Below are 18,956 nucleotides of genomic sequence, written 5' to 3' on the forward strand. Positions count from 1 at the left end.
ACAAAAATTCTTATCTTTGCACCCAAACTTTTGGTTTGATATCATTTGATTTGGTTTGATATTGTTCAAACGACTTCAAACGACTTCAAACAATTTTCAAACCTTATCAAACTATTTTGAAGTGCAAGAAAAATACATAGACGAAACCAAGCAAGGCGAAGCATTTGCCATCGCTGAAAAACCCGAAAATTCCAAGAAATTATTTTTGGAAAGTTACGGTTGCCAAATGAATTTCTCCGATTCTGAAATCGTGGCTTCGATTCTCAACGAACAAGGTTACAACACGACTTTGAATGTAGAAGAAGCGGACTTAATTCTACTAAACACTTGTTCCATACGCGAAAAAGCGGAACAAACCGTGAGAATGCGACTTTCGCAATTTAAAAATCAAAAAAAATCCAATCCCAATCTTACTGTGGGGGTTCTTGGTTGTATGGCAGAACGTTTAAAAACCAAGTTTTTGGAAGAAGAACATTTGGTGGATTTGGTTGTTGGTCCCGATGCTTACAGAGATTTACCGAATCTTTTAGCTCAAACAGAAGACGGAAGAGACGCCATCAATGTAATTCTCTCAAAAGAAGAAACTTATGCCGATATCAATCCGGTTCGTTTAGGCGGAAATGGCGTTACAGCGTTCGTTACGATTACTCGTGGTTGCGATAATATGTGCACATTTTGTGTGGTTCCATTTACTCGTGGTCGCGAGAGAAGTCGCGACCCACATTCCATTATTGAAGAATGTAAAGATTTGTGGGAAAACGGTTATAAAGAAATCACATTGCTTGGTCAAAACGTAGACTCTTACCTCTGGTTTGGCGGCGGAGCAAAGAAAGATTTTAAAAACGCTTCCGATTTACAGAAATTAACGGCGGTAAATTTTGCACAACTCCTTGATATGGTGGCAACTTCGGTTCCCGAAATGCGGATTCGTTTCTCTACTTCCAATCCTCACGATATGACGACGGATGTTTTTGAAGTGATGGCAAAACACGACAATATCTGCAAATACATTCACCTTCCTGTTCAAAGTGGTAGCGACCGAATTTTAGAGAAAATGAACCGTCAACATACGAGAGAAGAATATTTGAACTTGATTAATAAAGCCAAAGAAATCATGCCCGAAATTGCATTTTCGCAGGATATGATTGTTGGTTTTTGTGGAGAAACTGAAGAAGACCATCAAATGACTTTGAGTTTAATGCGAGAAGTGGAATACGATTACGGTTATATGTTTGCCTATTCGGAAAGACCTGGAACTCCCGCCCACAAAAAAATGGAAGATGATGTTCCTGCAGATATAAAACAAAGAAGATTGACCCAAGTGATTGCGCTTCAAGGCGAACTTTCCCGAAAAAGAATGGAATCTTATGTTGGAAGAAATCATGAAATTTTGATTGAAGGCACTTCCAAAAAGAACGAAAACCAATGGAAAGGAAGAAATTCCCAAAACGCAGTCTGTGTTTTCGATAAAGAAGAAGGACAAAAATTAGGCGACATTGTGACTGTTTTTGTTCACGGAAATACGCAGGGAACACTTTTGGGGAAAACGGTAAATTAAATGGATACTCAGCAACTGAAAGATTTGATTAATGAATTAGTTAAACAACCCAAAGAAAGTGAATGGGTTGAGTTTAAACTAAATTTTCATTCTGCCGAAGAAATTGGAGAAACTATTTCTGCTATTTCTAATGGAGCTTGTATTCATAATCAAAAATATGGTTATCTCGTTTTCGGTATTGAGGATGAGACTCAAAAAATTATAGGAACAACATTTAAAGCGAAAATTCATAAAAAAGGAAATGAGGATCTGGAGCATTGGCTGCTAACAAGACTAAATCCAAAAATTGATTTCGAAATTTTTGAATTTAATTATGACGAAAACCGTAAGATATGTGTTTTCATAATTCCTGCAACTGTTAATCAACCTGTGGAATTTTTGCATAAATCTTATGTAAGAATAAATTCTATAACAAGAAAGCTTTCAGAATTTCCGCAAAAGCAGGCAAAAATTTGGAAAAAGGAAATGGTTGCTTTTGAAAAAGAAATAGCCAAGAAAAATTTAAATATTTCCGACATTACAAAATATTTAAGCACTGAAACATACTTCGACTTGATGAAAATTCCATATCCGTCAAATCAGGAAGGAGTTATTGAAAAATTTATTGAAGAGGGTTTGATAATTAAAGAAAAAACTTTTTCAATTACGAGGTTGGGAGCTTTGTTATTTGCAAAGAATCTAAAAGATTTTGAAAGTGTGGAAAGGAAATCGATAAGGGTTATTGTATATAAAGGAAAAAATAAAGTTGAAACAGAGCGTGAACAGGTTGGAGGAAAAGGCTACGCAATTGGTTTTGAGGGTTTAGTAGAATGGATCAACAGTCAGCTTCCTGCTAATGAAGAGATTGGAAGAGCATTAAGAACAGAATCAAGAATGTATCCTGAAATTGCAATAAGAGAACTCGTAGCAAATGCTTTAATCCATCAAGATTTGACAGAAAAAGGATTTCCAATGGTCGAAATTTTTGCCGACAGAATTGAAATTTCAAACCCAGGAACACCTTTAGTTACGCCAGAAAGATTCATCGACGCGTATTTGTCCAGAAATGATAAACTTGCTGATTTAATGCGAAGATTAGGATTTTGTGAAGAAAAAGGAAGTGGTTTAGATAAAGTTATTTTTTACAATGAAATTTATCAATTACCTCCAATTCAGGTTATAGTATCCGAAAATAGGACAAGAGTTACAATTTATTCTTACAAAACACTAAATCATCTTGACAAAAAGGAAAAAATCAGGGCGTGTTATCAACATGCTTGTCTGAAATATGTTTCAAATGAGAAAATGACTAATCAGTCTTTAAGAGAAAGATTTAAAATTGATGATCATAATTATTCTATTGCTTCTAGAATTATACGGGATGCTTTAGAAGATAATGTCATAAAAGAAGATGATCCTGAAAGCAAGTCTAGAAAGTTTGCTAGTTATCTTCCTTTTTGGGCGTAGTTTTATGTGATGGTTATGTGATAATTTCAATTAATTAGTTTGAAAAACCCCGTTACAAAGGCAAAATCTTATGTGATGGTTATGTGATAAATATTTATTTAATAAAAATGAACGAACTACAATCCATAAAAAACCGCTTCGGAATTATCGGGAATTATCCCGCTTTGAACCGTGCTTTAGAAAAATCCATTCAAGTTGCACCAACCGATATTACCGTTTTAGTTATCGGCGAATCTGGAACAGGAAAAGAATTTATTCCCAAAATTATTCACGCGGAATCGAAAAGAAAACATCAACCTTATATTGTTGTAAACTGCGGTGCAATTCCCGAAGGAACGATAGATTCTGAACTTTTCGGTCACGAAAAAGGCGCTTTTACCGGCGCAACCACCACAAGAAAAGGTTATTTTGAAGTTGCAGACGGTGGAACGATTTTTCTTGATGAAGTTGGCGAACTTCCTTTGCAAACGCAAGTTAGGTTGCTTCGTGTTTTAGAAAGTGGCGAATTTATGAAAGTCGGTTCCTCGCAGATTCAAAAAACGGATGTGAGAATCGTTGCTGCAACGAATGTGAATATGATGAAGGCGATTCAGGAAGGAAGATTTCGTGAAGATTTGTATTATCGCTTGAATACCGTTCAAATCGATATGCCGCCTTTAAGAGAAAGAAAAGGCGATATTCACTTACTTTTTAGGAAATTTGCCATCGATTTTGCGGAAAAATATAGGATGCCCGAAATTTATTTAAGTGATGATGGCGTTGATTATTTAGAAAATTATTCATTTCCCGGAAACGTTCGTCAATTGAGAAATTTGGTGGAACAAATGACGGTTGTGGAACAAAATCGTGAAATTAATTCCACAAAATTATCGGAATATATCCCGATGAATGCAAATCTTCCAGCGGTTGTAAATAAAAATCACGGTTCAATCTCGAATTCAGAATTTAATTCGGAAAGAGAGATTATGTACAAGATTTTGTTCGACATGAGGAACGATTTGAATGATTTAAAATCCTTAACTTCGGAACTGATAAAAAATCGTGGGAATAACGAGTTCAGTCATCAGGAAAAGAATTTGATAAACAGGGTTTTTACGCAGGAAACGGCTTCACAAAATCCAAATTCGCTGCTGTTTTTTGAAGGTAATAATCCGGCTCAAGTTCATCATCCAACTTATGTTTCAGAACAAAATCCTGAATATGAAGATGTGGAAGATATAGAAATTGAGGAAGCAAAACCTGAAACGCTATCGCTTCAAAATAATGAGAGAGAACTGATTGTGAAAGCGTTAGAAAAACACCGAGGTAGAAGAAACAAAGCCGCCGATGAATTGGGAATTTCTCAACGAACGCTTTACAGAAAGATAAAACAGTATAATTTAGAAGAATGAAAAGTTTGAAGTCCGAAGTCCGAAGTCCGAAGAACCATTTGAAAGTCTTATTACTTGGCTCTTGGCTCTTTATACTTGGCTCTTGTTATTCCTTCACCGGCTCTTCTTTAAGCCCGGAAACCAAAACTATTCAAATCAATGATTTCCCAAATAATGCGGCATTGGTGAATCCAAGTTTGGCGCAACAATTTTCTACGGATATTCAAAATAGGTTTTTGCAGCGAACGACTTTAAAGGGAACCAAACAAAATCCTGATATTTTGATTGAGGGCGAAATCACGGACTATTCAATTACTCCAACCACGATTTCGTCTGCACAAAATGCTCCCGGTGGAATGATTCAAGCCGCACAAAACAAGTTAACCATCGCAGTTAAAGTTCACTACGAAAACAAGATAGAACCCGATAAAAGTTTCGACAGAACCTATTCCGATGAAGCGGTTTTCAGCAGTGATCTGGACATCAATGCTATCGAAGCATCGCAGGTAAAGGTGGTGAACGAAAGAATCATCAACAAAATTTTTAATGATATTGTAGCCAACTGGTAAAATGAACGCAAGAGTTTTAGAATTAATAAAGAATCCGGAATTATTTCAAATCAATGATTTGCAGTTGCTGAATCAAGAAATTGAAAAGCATCCTTATATTCAGAGTTTTAGAGCGTTGCATTTGTATGGAACGCATCTTTTCAATCCGGAAAATTATCAGTCTGAACTTGCAACAACTGCGGCCTATACAACGGATAAAAAGATTCTTTATCAGTTAATCAATAAAAAAACGGTTGAAACAAAATCGGATTTCGTTGAGGAAAGGAAACCAACTGAAACGGTTAAAAGTATTTATCATGAAGTTGAAGTAAAATTGGTTGAAGCACCAAAACCGGTAATCGTAAACGGTGAGGTGAACCGGATTCTTTTTGAGGGTGAAGAAGATTTTCTTGAAAGACCTTCTGAAATTATCGATTTGGAATCAACTTTAGAATCGGGCGTAATCGTTACTCAATCTGTTGAAAACAAAGAATTAACATCTGAAACTCAACTTGCAGAAACGGAAGACGCAGAAAGGTTTTCTAAAGATATCGTCATTAATGAAAACAAAATCACAGAAGAAAAACCGGAAATCGAAAACAATTCTGATATCAGTTTTCAAGAAACGCAAGTATTTTTGCCCGATGTGACAGTTCCGAACGAAACGGGAAGTGAATCTACTACTTTTGAAGAAGCGAAAGACGTAGAAGATTTTTCTAAAGAAACCGTCATTAAAGAAGAAGTTATTTCTACCGAAGAACCGATTATTGAAAATCCGGCGCAAGTCAGTTTTCATGCTTCGGAATCTTTTCTTCCCGATGTTAAATTAGAAACAAGTTCTTCAAAATCAGAATCGTATTCGGTCCCAAAACCAACTCTAAATCGTCACGAAGAAGAAATGCAGCGATTGATTGCAGAAGTGGAAGCAAAAATGAAGTTGGGCAAAAAATCAAAATTTAAGGATGAAGCAACGCATCAAAACACCGAAGTCAATTTTGCGGAAACTCAAAATTTTGAAGTTATAAAAGATGATGGAATTAAAACTTCAGTAAAGGAAAATGAAGAAAAACCTGAAATTGAAAAACCAGAAATTTTAATAAAATCGGAAAAAAAAGAATCAAAAGCTGATGAAAAAGAGCAAAAATCTACTGAATTTGTTGAAAAATCATCAGAACTAAAATCCGAATGGAAACCAATGCAATTTGCAGGAAACACTCCTGATTCTTTGATTGCTAAAAACGTTGAAGAAAAAACTTCAACTCCAAAAGTAGAAGTTTCCGAGAAAAAAGAAAAACCAAAAGAAATTATTGAAGAAGCGATTCCTCAAGAAAAAATAGAAGCAAAAACTGAAAAACGTCCTGTTTTCAACGTATCGTTTTTCACTCAAAAAGTTTCGCCGATCGAATCTGAAAAAAATGAGGAACAAAAAGAAATCGAGTCAAAAGTTCACGAAACGCCAAAAGAAACTGCTGAAAGCAACATTCCAACTTTCATCAATACTTGGCAAAATTGGTTAAAAATTGACCGAAATCAGCCAAAAACTGAAGAAAAAACCGAAATTTCAATTACTGAAATCAAAAATAAGGTAATCGACAATTTCATTGAAAATGAACCAAAGATTTCAAAACTGAAAGAAGGTTCCGATTTTGTGATTAAAGAAAAAAGCGACGACATTTCCCATTTAATGACGGAAACTTTGGCAAAACTTTATACCGAACAAAAACTGTATTCGAAAGCCATCAAAGCTTATGAAATTCTATCCAACAAATTCCCCGACAAGAAATCTGAATTTGCGGATAAAATTAAGGAAATCAAAGAATTACGACAAAATAAATAAAATGAAAATGGACGCAACCATCATCATTGGATTGATTCTTCTCGGATTATTGGCAGGTTATTTAAGCGGATTGGTAGGAATCGGCGGCGGAATTGTGATGGTCCCGGTTTTGGTTTTGCTGTTCGGTTTCACGCAGCATAAAGCGCAGGGAACAACTTTGGCGCTTCTGATCATTCCCGTCGGAATTTTAGGCGTGATGAATTACTACAAAACAGGAAACGTCGATATCAAAACTACACTTTTACTTTGTGTCGGATTTGTTTTAGGAAGTTATCTTGGAAGCAAAACCGCGATTACCCTTTCACAAGAAACCTTACGAAAAGCGTTTGCCATCTTAATGGTTATTGTTGCGGCAAAGATGTTTTTTCAAAAGTAAGATTACAAAAAAATCCCGATTTGATCGGGATTAAGTTTATTCTAAAGATTTCCTTTCAACGACTTCTACATCTATTGTTTTTGCATTTCGGTCGGAATTAAAATTTCTAAATTTCTTCCAAATTTTCCTCCCTAAAACCAAAACGACAACCAACAAAATTATCGCACAAATAAAGGCAATAAAGGGCGCGGCAATCGCGAGGAATGACATGATTCCCGCTCCCGCAGTTTCCGTTGTTGCGACGACAGAATTCCCCAAACCGCCCGTTGTTGCTGTAGAAGCCGCTCTTGTGCCGGCAAATCCCGAACTGATTGCAGCTGCAGTTCCACCACCCGCAATTAATGCTAAAGCCCATTGCGGAAATGTTCCGATATCTGCAAACTGACTGGCAAACATTACGGAACCCGCAACTGTTGCTAAAGGAACCGACATCGTGTCCAAAATATGGTCAACAAAAGGAATGTAATACGCTAGAATCTCAACAACCGTCGCAATTCCGGTCGTAATTAAAGTGGGAAGTCCGGAAAGCCACTGAAAACTTTCGTTCATAGGAATCCAACCCATGTAGGAGGCAAGACTTACTGCGAACATCGGCAGAAAAACTCTGAAACCAGTTGCTGCAGCCAAACCAATCCCGATAAATGCGCTGATTGCGTAAGGTAAATAAGGAATGTTATCTAACATTTCGTGTAAAGTTTAAAGTTTATTTTCAACCAAATTTACAAAAAACGTGCTAACTTTTATTTTTTATTTTTTTGATTCACAAAGTTTTAGCAATTCTCTTTCCACTTCGTCATAATTTTGCGGAAGATTTTTCGAAGCCCAAAATATCATGGATAACGAATGTTTTCCGAATTTATCAGCAAAAATTTCTTTATTTAAACGATAAGCTTCTCTCAGCAATCTTTTGATTCTGTTTCTGTGAACCGCTTTTTTGAAAAATTTTTTAGAAACCGAAACTCCAGCTTTTTGATTTGAAATTTCAAAATTTTCTTGAGGTTTTTTCTCTGAATCGATTGAAATAATCCGCAGATTTCCACAGGAATTCCATTTGCCTTTCGCGAAAAGCAAATCGATTTCTCTCTTTTGTTTGAGTTTTTCCTTTCGTGGATATTTTTGGTTGGTCATTTATTTTTAAACCTAATTTTCTTCCGACTTCGGACTTCCGTCTTCCAACTTTTTTATCAAGTAATTAATCACTTCTGCTGCTGCATACAATCCGAAAATCGCAGGAATAAAACTTATCGTTCCGTAAAATGAGCGCTTAAAATTCGTTCCATCCGTCATTCTCAGGCTTTCCTCATTTTGAATTTCATTCGAGAAAACACAGCGAACTCCCTTGTTGATTTTTTCTTTTTTCAAACGTTTCCTCACTTGTTTTGCGAGGTAGCAATTGTGGGTTTTGCTCAAATCTCGAACCATCACTTTTGCAGGGTCAATTTTTCCACCTGCTCCCATACAACTCACGATTTTGATTTTTTTTCTTCGTGCGGATTTAATCAATGTAATCTTCGGAGTTACGCTGTCGATACAGTCTAAAACATAGTCGAACTTTTGCGAATCGAGAATGTCCTCCATGTTTTCAGGATTGAGAAATTCGTTGATTTTAGTAAGCTGAAGTTCGGGATTGATGTCTAAAAGTCTTTCCCCAACAATTTCCGCTTTCAACTTTCCAATGGTGGAATGAAGTGCCGGAAGTTGTCGATTGATATTCGTAATATCCACAACATCCCCATCTACAATCGTCATTTTTCCTACTCCTGCTCTTGCTAAAAATTCCGCGGCAAATGAACCGACTCCGCCTAAACCAATCACTAAAACATTCGCATTTTTTAGCTTTTCAAGGTTTGTTTCCTTGATGAGCAATTCGGTTCTTTCAAGCCAATTTTTCTTCATTTTATGATGAAATATTTAAAAAGTGAAGGTTTTTCATGATTTTTTGATTGAATCCTTCCAGTTTTAGGTTTTTTAGTTCGGCCACTTTTTCATACAAATCTTTAATATCAAAATCTGCAGAATCGGTTTCCAAAAACATTTTTTCAATTGGGAAATCCCTCACAAAATCCTGCAAATTTACATTTTGCAAAACAGATTTTCCAAAACTGAGATAAAAATCGTGTTTCAGCAAATCGTCGCCGATGGTTTTTCTTTTGTTAAATCCGTGCACAATCATCGGAACTTTTGTTTTTTTTCGAAAAGGAATTAATTGCGAAAACCTTCTCACACAATGGATAATTAAAGGTTTTTGGATTTCATTAGCTAAAAAAATCTGCTTCTCAAAAACTTCTTCCTGTAATTTTTCATCCACTTGAATTAATCCGTCTAAACCGCATTCTCCGATGGCGGCACAGTTTTTATTTTTTGAAATTTCCTTTAACCACAAAAAATGTTCGTCCATATTTTCTACTATGGAATCAGGGTGAATTCCAGCAGAAAATAAAGTTTCAGGAATTTCTTCCCCAAACTTTAGATTGTAAATTCCAAACCAGGCTTTGGGGTGGTGATGATGGAAATCGAAAAATTTCATTTTCAAAAATATTAAAAAAATCATCTTTGAAACATTAAACATTTGTTTTAAAAATTGTTAATAATTCCTTAACTTTACTAAAATAAAAAACGGGATGAAAAAGAAATTTACCGAAAAGCAAATCCATATATTAGATGTCGCCGAAAAACTTATTGCCAAAAAAGGGTTTGAAGGCACTTCTGTTCGCGATATTTCTGCAAACGCCAAAATCAATGTGGCGATGATTTCTTATTATTTCGGTTCTAAAGAAAAGATGATGTCTTATCTTTATCGATACCGCGTTCAAAAAACAAGGGAAAGTTTTGCTGAATTTGCCGAAATCATCAAAGAAGGAAAACCCGAAATGCAGATGAAAGAGCTCATAAAGTTTGTCATCAACCAACTTTTTAAGTTCAGTTATTTTCATGGATTTGTTACGCAGGAACTTCGTCACACTGAACATTTAAAAGATGATTTGCTTGAATTTTACACCACTTTCACCACAAAAATTGATGAAGTCATTAAAAAGGGTGTTGCTTCGGGGGTTTTTCATAACGCTCCAAAACCTGAAGATATTTTGACTTTGATTGTGGGTTCTTCTCTTTTTGTGATTAGAAATAAGAATTTCTATGAAATTTACGTTTCTGGGAAAGAGGAAAATTACCTTCAGGAAGCGGAGAAAAAAATCCTGGCAAATCTTTTGGTGACCGTTTTTTCTGTTTTGGGTTATAACGCCGATTAAATTAATTAGTTAAATTCTCTTAAAAAAAAATCTATTGCCAAAAAAGTTATATTTTTGCAAACTGAACCGCAGAAATACTTCTGCTATAATTGATTTATGAAAAGACTATTGCTCGTAATTTTCGCATTTTTTGCTTTATCGGCTTGTAACAGACAACAAGATTTGGCGATGAAAAGTGCAGACAAGGACTTTATCCTAAAAGTTGCCAACGAAAAATTTGAAAAGAAAAAATGGAAAGACGCCATCGCGCTTTACGAAAGACTTTCTAATTTGGTAGCCGGAACCGATGACGCGGCAAACGTGGTTTACAATTCAGCTTATGCAAATTATTACGACAAAAACTACAAATTGGCGGGACATCAGTTTAAGAATTTCGCAGTGACTTTTCCTCAAGACAAACGTGCAGAAGACGCTTCATACATGTCGGCTCTTTGCTATTATCAAGGTTCGATGGATTACAATTTGGACCAATCGAGTACAGAATTGGCGATTAACGAGCTGCAAAATTTTCTTAACAGTTATCCGAATTCTGAAAAGTCAAAAAACATTAATGAATTGATTGATGAACTCACTTACAAACTTGAATTCAAAGCATACGAAAACGCTCGGCAATACTACAAGATGGCGGATTACAGAGCAGCAAGTGTCGCCTTTGAAAATGTTTTAGAAGATTTCCCGAGTACAAAACTCCGCGAAAAAATCTACGACTACATGTTGAAGTCTAAATATGAGCTTGCTGTAAACTCAATTTATGATTTAAAGAAAGACCGAATTGAAAATGCAATTGCCTTTACAAAACAGGTTGAAAGAGAAGTTCCAAATTCTGCGAATGCTAAAAATGCAACAGATTTAAGAACGAAATTGGAAAAAGAGAAAGTCAGTTTAATAGAACTTGAAAAGAAAGTAGAAGCGCGTAAAAAAGAGCTTCAGGACAAGCAAAGAGAAGCGGAGGCAAAACAAAATCAGGAAAAAGATTTGCGTGATGCCGTGAAAAAAGGCGAACAAGCAGCAAGAGACAGCGCTAAATCTGCAACTCCAGCACCTTCAGCAACTTTTCCGATTAGAAAATAAAAATGTATATTTGCAAACTCAAAATATAACAACGAACTGAAAATGAGCGTAAAAGATTCTAAAGCCGAATTAAGTACAATAACTTACGACCGAGATAAAATCGAAAAAAACGTAGGCTCTATCTACGAAGCAATCGTGGTGATGGGAAAAAGAGCAGAACAGATCAATGCAGAAATCCGCTCGGAACTTCACAATAAATTAGATGAATTCGCAGTGCACAACTCAACTCTTGAAGAGGTTTTCGAAAACAGAGAGCAAATTGAGATTTCAAAACATTACGAAAAATTGCCAAAACCAACTTCTATCGCAATCCAGGAATGGTTGGACGGTGAAATCTATTTCAGAAAAACAGACGAAAGAAATTAATTATTTATTTTTCTTAATTATTATAAAAGTCGCAGAGTTTCACTTTTGCGACTTTTTTTGTGGTTTTTTCAAACGCAAAGACGCAATTTATTAATTATGCAACATTATTTTTAAGGTTCGCAAATGCGTTCCGCTCAACAAATCATAGTTCAAGAAAAGTATGAGTTTCCATCTTATTTTAATTTTTATCCTTCTTAAGAATTTGGGTGTTTCAATTGCTAAGTGAAACGCCTTTGCGAACGAAATTACTTAAAAAATCAGAAAACTCCTTGCGTCATTGCGTTAAAATTTTAAGTTTGATTATTACCAATTTCAGTTCTAAAATTTTAACTAAATTCGTTTCACCTAAAATTCGCTAAATGACACTTCAGGGAAAAAGAATCCTCATCTGCATTTCGGGTGGAATTGCCGCCTACAAAATCAATCTTCTCATTAGGGATTTGATTAAAAAAGGTGCAGAAGTTCAGGTTTTAATGACACCTTCCGCAGAAAATTTTGTTTCTAAACTCACGCTTTCCACGCTTTCAAAAAATCCGGTTTTTTTAGATTTTTATTCAGAAAACGGAACGTGGAACAATCACGTGGAATTTGCACTTTGGGCAGATTTGATTTTGTTTGCGCCCTGTACTGCAAACACTTTGGCGAAAATGGTTCATGGAATTTGCGATAATTTGGTCATTGCAACTTACATGTCGGCAAAATGTCCCGTTTTCATCGCACCTGCAATGGATTTGGATATGTACCAACATCCGTCCACCAAACAAAATTTAGAATTGGCGGAAGATTTTGGGCATTTCATTATTCCGGCAGAATCAGGCGAATTAGCGAGCGGACTTTTCGGGCAGGGAAGAATGGCGGAACCGGATACAATTTCTGAAAAAATTGAGGAATTCTTTCATTCAAATTCTAATAAAAGTTTAATGGGAAAAACGGTATTAATTACAGCGGGACCAACGTATGAAGCCATTGATCCTGTGCGATTTATTGGAAATCATTCTTCCGGAAAAATGGGTTTTTCAATAGCAGAAGAAGCGGCAAAAAGAGGAGCAAAAGTAATTTTGATTTCGGGGCCAAGTTCGCAGAAAACCGCCGATCCAAACATTGAAATTCATCGGATATCTTCTGCAAGGGAAATGTTTGACGAAGTTTTTAAACATTACCAAAATGCAGATATCGCCATTGCAAGTGCCGCAGTTGCAGATTACGCACCGAAAGAAGTTGCCAAAGAGAAAATCAAAAAAAGCGAAGATTCTTTAACTATTGAATTGGTAAAAAATCCCGACATCTTGAAAACGATGGGCGAAAGAAAATCCAAACAATTTTTGGTTGGGTTCGCTTTAGAAACACAAAACGAGGAAGAAAACGCCAAAGGAAAACTGGAGAAGAAAAACCTTGATATGATTGTTCTAAACTCTCTTCGTGATGAAGGTGCAGGTTTTAAAATTGATACCAACAAAATTAAAATCTTCACAAAAACCCGCCTCAAAGAATTTCAACTCAAATCAAAAAATGAAGTGGCAAAAGATATTTTAAACTTCATTGAGGCGCAGATTCTGAAATAATATTGCTAAATTTCCGTTCTCAAATTTTACCGTTATAATGAAGAAACTTTTTACGATATTCGTCCTTATTTTTAGTTTTAATCTGAATTTTTCGCAGGAACTTTTAGCGACTGTACAAGTTAATGCACAGCAACTTGGCGGAAGTAACACTCAGGTGTTCAAAACTTTGGAGAAAAACCTTCGCGATTTCATCAACAATACGAGTTGGACAGGGAAAAAACTTCAAAATTTTGAGAAAATCAAGTGCAATTTTGCATTGGTGGTAAATGAAAGAACGGGTAACAATTTCAAAGGCAGCCTTGTTGTACAGGCGGTTCGACCTGTATTCGGAACTACTTACGAAACACCTCTGATGAACATCAATGATACCAATTTCGGATTTGAATATTTGGAAAATGAAAACTTAACTTTCAATGAGAGGCAGTTTTCGGGGAAGAATTTAATTGATGTCATCAGCTATTATGTGTACACGATTTTGGGTTATGATGGCGACAGTTTCAAAGTTCAAGGTGGGCAACCTTGGTTTGAAAAAGCTCAGAAAATCTCAAACAATTCGATGAACCAGAATTTTGCGGGATGGTCGGTAATGGAAGGTCCGAAAACTCGAGGTGCCCTAATCGACAACATGATGAAGCCTGAACAAAACACCTTGCGAAATCTTTATTATACCTATCACAGAGCGGGGTTAGACAACTTAGGAAAACAAGACCAGTCATCCGGAAAAAAAATAATTTTCGATGCCTTGATGCAGCTAAAAGCATACGAGAATAATTTCCAGATGAACTATCCTGTAAATGTTTTCATCGATAGCAAAAAGCAGGAAATCTTCGATATTTTCAGCACGGGAAATAACGCCAATGTGAACATCAACGATTTGAAGGCACTTTTTGTAATTCTATCTCCAAAAGATATCGACAGCAAGTGGAACAAATGGAAATAAAAGAACTGGAAGATGGACGGTTGATGATGGAAGTCTAAAAAATCACAATCTTCAAACGCTGATATTTATTTTTCAATATTTCAAATTTTCATAATCTGTTTTAAAAACCATAAATTTGCAGCTCGAAACCCTTATCTCGTAACTCGTATCTCGCATGCTGTCAAGAATTTTCATTCAAAATTTTGCGCTTATCGATTCTCTTGAAATTACTTTAAACAAAGGTTTACAGGTAATCACGGGTGAAACAGGTGCCGGAAAATCGATCATTCTTGGAGCGTTGCGTTTGATTTTGGGGGAGAGAGCCGATGCCAAATCAATCCAAAATTCTGAAACCAAAAGTATTGTTGAAGCAGAATTCAACATCAATGGAAATTTTAAAAATTTCTTTGAAGAAAACGATTTAGACTTTGAAAATCAAACGGTTATCCGAAGAGAAATTTTACCCACAGGAAAATCGAGAGCATTTGTAAACGATGTTCCCGTAACTTTGGAAACACTGAAGATGCTTTCGTCAAAACTCATTGATATCCACTCGCAATTTGAAACATCCAATTTGTTCGACGAGGAATATCAGTTTAAAATCATTGATGGACTATCCAAGAACAAGACGCTTATTCTTAGTTATCAGAAAGAATTTTCAGATTATAAAAAACTTCAGAAAGATTTAGAAAACTTCAAAAAACAACTTTCCGATGGAAATAAAGAAAGCGACTACAAAACTTTTCTGTTGAATGAATTGAATGAAGCAAACCTTGACGAGCTCGATTTCGAGGAACTTCAAAACCAAATCAGTAAACAAGTAAATGCAGAAGCCATCACCGAAAACCTCTCCCAAATCTTTACTAAACTCGACTTGGAGGAAATCGGAATTCTGGATTCCTTTGCTGAAATCAAAAATAAACTTTCAAAAGTGGCGGGATTGTCGCATGAATTCTCTCTTTTAAATCAGCGTTTAGAAGAAAATTTTCTTGAGTTTAAAGACATTATTTTCGAGCTTCAAAACGGAGCAGAAAAAATGGAGACCAGTCCCGAAATTTTATTTGAATTAAATTCTAAAATCAACAGAATCAATTCGCTATTTGTAAAGCACAATGTGAATTCTGTTGAGGATTTAAAGAAAATCCGTGATGATATTTCCGGCGAACAAAGCGGTTTTGCGGAACTTGAAAATGATATTGCCGATATTGAAGAGAAAATTGCCGATGCAACAATCCGATTGGAAGAAATTTCTTCCGATTTATCGAAAAACCGAAAAAAATCAGTTCCTGTTTTCATTAAAAAAGTCGAAGTTTTGCTGAAGCAACTCGGTCTTGAAAAAGCAAAAATCGAGGTCGAACTTTCAGACAGTCAAAACTTTAACCAATTCGGCAAAGAAAATATTCAACTGTTGTTTCAGGCGAATTCGGGATTTCCGTTAAAGCCGATCCAAACCGCAATTTCTGGTGGAGAAAGGTCAAGAGTGATGCTTTCCATCAAAAAACTGATGGCGGAAAATGCGGAACTTCCCACTTTAATTCTAGACGAGATCGACACAGGAGTTTCCGGGAAAGTCGCCGAGGAAATGGGAAATGTGATGAAAGAAATGGCTGAAAACATGCAGCTCATCGTCATTACGCACCTCGCTCAAGTCGCCGCAAAGGGAAACAACAATTACAAAGTAGTGAAACAAGACGTTTCCGGGAAAACGCAATCGAACATTATTTCTTTAAACCAAGACGAGAAATTACAGGAAATCGCACAACTTTTGTCGGGCTCAAAAATTACGGAAGCCGCTGTTTTACAGGCGAAGGAATTGATGAAGTAAGCAATTTTACTGAATCTCAATCGGATTATTCGTTTTCTTGATTTCCTCCTTAATTCTTTCTTCCATTTGTTTGCGCTGATTTGGATCGGGTTGTCTCATTCCACCTCCACTTCTACTCATTGGAGCAGAAATTCCTGAACCTCCTCTTCCAGAACTCATTTGTGCCTGAAAAAACGAAACCGGGTCGTTTCGGAAAGCCGCATTTTGTTTCTCGTAATCTTTTCTTTTTACTTTAATAACGCTTCCAAAAGAATCCAAATTTTGAAGTTCTGCAATTTTTTTCGTCTCTTTTAAATCAAATGAATAGTCACCTTTTGAATCTTCCACTTTCACAATCAATCCCGGAAGTCCCGAAAATTTATACGGCCCGTCTTGGAAGGGAACATCTGTTGTAAACCAAGCGTACCAAGTTCGTCCGCCAAAATTGGTTTCTGCCTTTTGAGTTTTGTAGTCGCCAATTCTTGTTGTTTCAGGAAGAATTTTCCATTCCATTGGTCGGTCTTCATCGTAGGAATACTGGTCTCTTGCAATTCTTGATGTAAAAGTTTTTGTACCTGTTTTAAAATCTTTCTCGATCGTGAAATCGATGTTGGAACGCAAACTTTGCATCTGACTTCTATCAAAATTAAAACTTCCTGTTTGTCGAGCTCTTCCAAAAATAGAATCTCTTTTCATTCGATTTTCAGAATAAAAAATTGATTTTTCTTTATTTACATCGAGATAAGCGTTTTCTGTTTTGATGTCGGAAGGATTCGCAGCATCTGGTTTCATGGTGACCTGGTAAACAAAACGGCTTGCTTGTGCCAAGAAAATTTGGGCGGAAAATGCCAAAATGAGGATTCCTAATTTTTTCATTTGAATGATTTGAGTTTTTGATGAGAGTTTTTCTGAAAAGTTAAATATTATCGTCTATAAAAGCGATAGACAAATATACAGCGGTGAATTTGATATTCATTATATTATTAGTAATTTTGCAATCTAAAATCATTCTAAATAAAAACAATGATAAAAGTAAGCGATCAAGCAAAAGAAAAAGCCATTCAGTTGATGACCGAAGACGGCTTCAAACCTTTTGAGGATTACATAAGAGTCGGCGTGAAAAGCGGTGGCTGCTCCGGTTTGGAATATGTTTTAAAGTTTGATAACCAAAAAACAGATTCCGACCAAGTTTTTGAAGATAATGGAATTAAAATCATTGTCGATAAAAAATCCATCCTTTATCTTGCAGGAACAACGCTTGAATTTTCAGGAGGATTGAATGGAAAAGGATTTGTGTTCAACAATCCAAATGCGAACAGAACTTGTGGATGCGGAGAATCTTTTAGTCTATAAATTATGGCGAAGTATACAGAAGATGATTTAAGAGAAGATCTTAAAACAAAAGAATATGAAGCGGGATTTTATACCGATATCGAGTATGAAGATTTCCCGGTTGGCTTGAATGAAGATATCGTCCGTATGATTTCGGCAAAGAAAAATGAACCGGAATGGATGACGGAATGGAGATTGGAAGCTTTCCGAGTTTGGTTGAAAATGGAAGAACCAAATTGGGCTAATGTTACGTACGAAAAGCCTGATTTTCAGGCGATAAGATATTACGCAGCACCAAAGAAAAAACCTGAATTGGCAAGTTTGGACGAAGTGGATCCTGAATTATTGAGAACTTTCGAAAGATTGGGAATCAACATCGAAGAACAAAAAAGATTGACCGGAGTTGCAGTTGATATCGTAATGGATTCCGTTTCGGTGAAAACGACTTTTCAGGAAACCTTAAAGGAAAAAGGAATTATTTTCTGTCCGATTTCTGAAGCGATTCAAAATTATCCGGATTTAGTTAAAAAATATATCGGAAAGGTGGTTCCAAGAGGCGATAATTTCTACGCAGCCTTAAATTCTGCAGTGTTTTCTGATGGAAGTTTCTGTTACATTCCAAAAGGCGTGAAATGTCCGATGGAACTTTCCACGTATTTCAGAATCAACCAATCCGGAAGCGGACAGTTTGAAAGAACGTTGGTTATTGCAGATGAAGGAAGCTACGTTTCCTATCTCGAAGGCTGCACTGCGCCGTCAAGAGACGAGAATCAACTTCACGCCGCCGTTGTTGAATTAATCGCAATGGATGGAGCGGAAATTAAATATTCCACCGTTCAAAACTGGTATCCCGGAGATGCAGAAGGAAAAGGTGGCGTTTTCAATTTCGTAACAAAACGAGGAATTTGTGAGAATAATGCAAAAATTTCCTGGACGCAGGTGGAAACCGGTTCTGCCGTAACTTGGAAATATCCGAGCTGTATTTTGAAAGGAGACAATTCAATCGGCGAATTTTATTCCATCGCGGTGACCAATCATCATCAATATGCAGATACAGGAACGAAGATGATTCACATCGGAAAAAACACGAAATCTACCATTATTTCCAAGGGAATTTCGGCAGGAAAATCCAACAATTCTTACCGCGGTTTGGTGAAAGTAATGCCGACTGCGAAAGGAGCGAGAAATTTTTCGCAGTGTGATTCGCTTTTGATGGGAAATGAATGTGGAGCGCACACTTTTCCTTACATCGAAATCAAAGATCCTTCTGCACAGTTGGAACACGAAGCCACTACTTCAAAAATCGGTGAAGACCAAATTTTCTACTGTAACCAGAGAGGAATCGACACGGAACGAGCAATCGCCTTGATTGTCAATGGTTTCGGAAAAGAAGTGTTAAATAAACTTCCAATGGAATTTGCTATCGAAGCACAGAAATTATTGGAAATCTCATTGGAGGGAAGTGTCGGATAAAATTAATTTGAAATTGTTTGAAATTTTGAAACCGTGCGATAAAGTT

19 protein-coding genes are annotated in these 18,956 nt (G+C 36.3%); 14 read left to right on the forward strand and 5 right to left on the reverse strand.

The window, feature by feature from the left end:
- Nucleotides 1–121 precede the first annotated feature (121 nt).
- The 6 genes from miaB to J4771_RS08595 all read left to right on the forward strand — a co-directional run bounded on the left by miaB (nt 122) and on the right by J4771_RS08595 (nt 7,135).
- A complete protein-coding gene (miaB, locus tag J4771_RS08570) occupies nt 122–1,558 on the forward strand; it encodes a tRNA (N6-isopentenyl adenosine(37)-C2)-methylthiotransferase MiaB (RefSeq protein WP_224134552.1) in 1,437 nt (478 codons plus the stop codon).
- Nucleotides 1,559–1,582: 24 nt separating this feature from the next.
- Nucleotides 1,583–3,004 (forward strand): RNA-binding domain-containing protein, encoded by a 1,422-nt coding sequence (locus J4771_RS08575; protein ID WP_224134554.1) that lies wholly within the window; start codon nt 1,583–1,585, stop codon nt 3,002–3,004.
- Nucleotides 3,005–3,111: 107 nt separating this feature from the next.
- On the forward strand, nt 3,112–4,395 hold the full coding sequence (locus tag J4771_RS08580) for a sigma-54 interaction domain-containing protein (protein ID WP_224134555.1): 1,284 nt from the start codon (nt 3,112–3,114) through the stop codon (nt 4,393–4,395).
- Nucleotides 4,392–4,943 (forward strand): LptE family protein, encoded by a 552-nt coding sequence (locus tag J4771_RS08585; protein WP_224134556.1) that lies wholly within the window; start codon nt 4,392–4,394, stop codon nt 4,941–4,943. The genes J4771_RS08580 and J4771_RS08585 overlap by 4 nt, the downstream gene beginning before the upstream one ends.
- Before the next feature lies 1 nt (nt 4,944).
- Complete coding sequence (locus J4771_RS08590) at nt 4,945–6,759, forward strand: hypothetical protein (protein ID WP_224134557.1); 1,815 nt, start codon at nt 4,945–4,947, stop codon at nt 6,757–6,759.
- Nucleotide 6,760: 1 nt separating this feature from the next.
- Nucleotides 6,761–7,135, forward strand: coding sequence for a sulfite exporter TauE/SafE family protein (locus J4771_RS08595; protein ID WP_224134558.1), 375 nt, complete (start codon nt 6,761–6,763; stop codon nt 7,133–7,135).
- A 36-nt stretch (nt 7,136–7,171) separates the two neighbouring features.
- Here the strand turns inward: J4771_RS08595 and J4771_RS08600 are convergent, their stop codons facing one another.
- From J4771_RS08600 to J4771_RS08615, 4 genes are all read right to left on the reverse strand, one after another.
- Nucleotides 7,172–7,819 (reverse strand): DUF4126 domain-containing protein, encoded by a 648-nt coding sequence (locus tag J4771_RS08600; RefSeq protein ID WP_224134559.1) that lies wholly within the window; start codon nt 7,817–7,819, stop codon nt 7,172–7,174.
- A 63-nt stretch (nt 7,820–7,882) separates the two neighbouring features.
- Nucleotides 7,883–8,263 (reverse strand): ribonuclease P protein component, encoded by a 381-nt coding sequence (gene rnpA / locus J4771_RS08605; RefSeq protein WP_224134560.1) that lies wholly within the window; start codon nt 8,261–8,263, stop codon nt 7,883–7,885.
- A 12-nt stretch (nt 8,264–8,275) separates the two neighbouring features.
- Complete coding sequence (locus tag J4771_RS08610) at nt 8,276–9,031, reverse strand: tRNA threonylcarbamoyladenosine dehydratase (protein ID WP_224134561.1); 756 nt, start codon at nt 9,029–9,031, stop codon at nt 8,276–8,278.
- A 1-nt stretch (nt 9,032) separates the two neighbouring features.
- A complete protein-coding gene (locus J4771_RS08615; RefSeq protein ID WP_224134562.1) occupies nt 9,033–9,662 on the reverse strand; it encodes a TatD family hydrolase in 630 nt (209 codons plus the stop codon).
- A gap of 94 nt (nt 9,663–9,756) precedes the next feature.
- Between J4771_RS08615 and J4771_RS08620 the strand changes: the two genes are divergently transcribed.
- From J4771_RS08620 to J4771_RS08645, 6 genes are all read left to right on the forward strand, one after another.
- A complete protein-coding gene (locus tag J4771_RS08620; RefSeq protein WP_224134564.1) occupies nt 9,757–10,383 on the forward strand; it encodes a TetR/AcrR family transcriptional regulator in 627 nt (208 codons plus the stop codon).
- Between the two features lie 96 nt (nt 10,384–10,479).
- A complete protein-coding gene (gene bamD, locus J4771_RS08625) occupies nt 10,480–11,454 on the forward strand; it encodes an outer membrane protein assembly factor BamD (RefSeq protein WP_224134565.1) in 975 nt (324 codons plus the stop codon).
- A gap of 42 nt (nt 11,455–11,496) precedes the next feature.
- On the forward strand, nt 11,497–11,820 hold the full coding sequence (locus J4771_RS08630) for a DNA-directed RNA polymerase subunit omega (protein WP_224134566.1): 324 nt from the start codon (nt 11,497–11,499) through the stop codon (nt 11,818–11,820).
- Nucleotides 11,821–12,179: 359 nt separating this feature from the next.
- Nucleotides 12,180–13,382 (forward strand): bifunctional phosphopantothenoylcysteine decarboxylase/phosphopantothenate--cysteine ligase CoaBC, encoded by a 1,203-nt coding sequence (gene coaBC / locus J4771_RS08635; RefSeq protein ID WP_224134567.1) that lies wholly within the window; start codon nt 12,180–12,182, stop codon nt 13,380–13,382.
- Nucleotides 13,383–13,419: 37 nt separating this feature from the next.
- Complete coding sequence (gene porD, locus J4771_RS08640) at nt 13,420–14,322, forward strand: type IX secretion system protein PorD (protein ID WP_224134568.1); 903 nt, start codon at nt 13,420–13,422, stop codon at nt 14,320–14,322.
- Nucleotides 14,323–14,476: 154 nt separating this feature from the next.
- The gene (locus J4771_RS08645; protein WP_224134570.1) at nt 14,477–16,126 is read left to right on the forward strand and encodes a DNA repair protein RecN; all 1,650 of its coding nucleotides are present in this window, start codon (nt 14,477–14,479) and stop codon (nt 16,124–16,126) included.
- 6 nt (nt 16,127–16,132) lie between these two features.
- Here the strand turns inward: J4771_RS08645 and J4771_RS08650 are convergent, their stop codons facing one another.
- Nucleotides 16,133–16,981, reverse strand: coding sequence for a GLPGLI family protein (locus J4771_RS08650; protein ID WP_224134572.1), 849 nt, complete (start codon nt 16,979–16,981; stop codon nt 16,133–16,135).
- A 147-nt stretch (nt 16,982–17,128) separates the two neighbouring features.
- Between J4771_RS08650 and J4771_RS08655 the strand changes: the two genes are divergently transcribed.
- Nucleotides 17,129–17,458: a HesB/IscA family protein gene (locus tag J4771_RS08655; protein ID WP_224134574.1), complete on the forward strand. Its 330-nt coding sequence runs from the start codon at nt 17,129–17,131 to the stop codon at nt 17,456–17,458.
- Nucleotides 17,459–17,461: 3 nt separating this feature from the next.
- Nucleotides 17,462–18,910, forward strand: a complete 1,449-nt coding sequence (gene sufB / locus J4771_RS08660) for a Fe-S cluster assembly protein SufB (RefSeq protein ID WP_224134575.1) — start codon at nt 17,462–17,464, stop codon at nt 18,908–18,910.
- Nucleotides 18,911–18,956 lie beyond the last annotated feature (46 nt).

Origin of the sequence: Candidatus Kaistella beijingensis (assembly GCF_020084865.1) — a bacterium.
GTDB classification, from domain to species: Bacteria; Bacteroidota; Bacteroidia; order Flavobacteriales; family Weeksellaceae; genus Kaistella; species Kaistella beijingensis.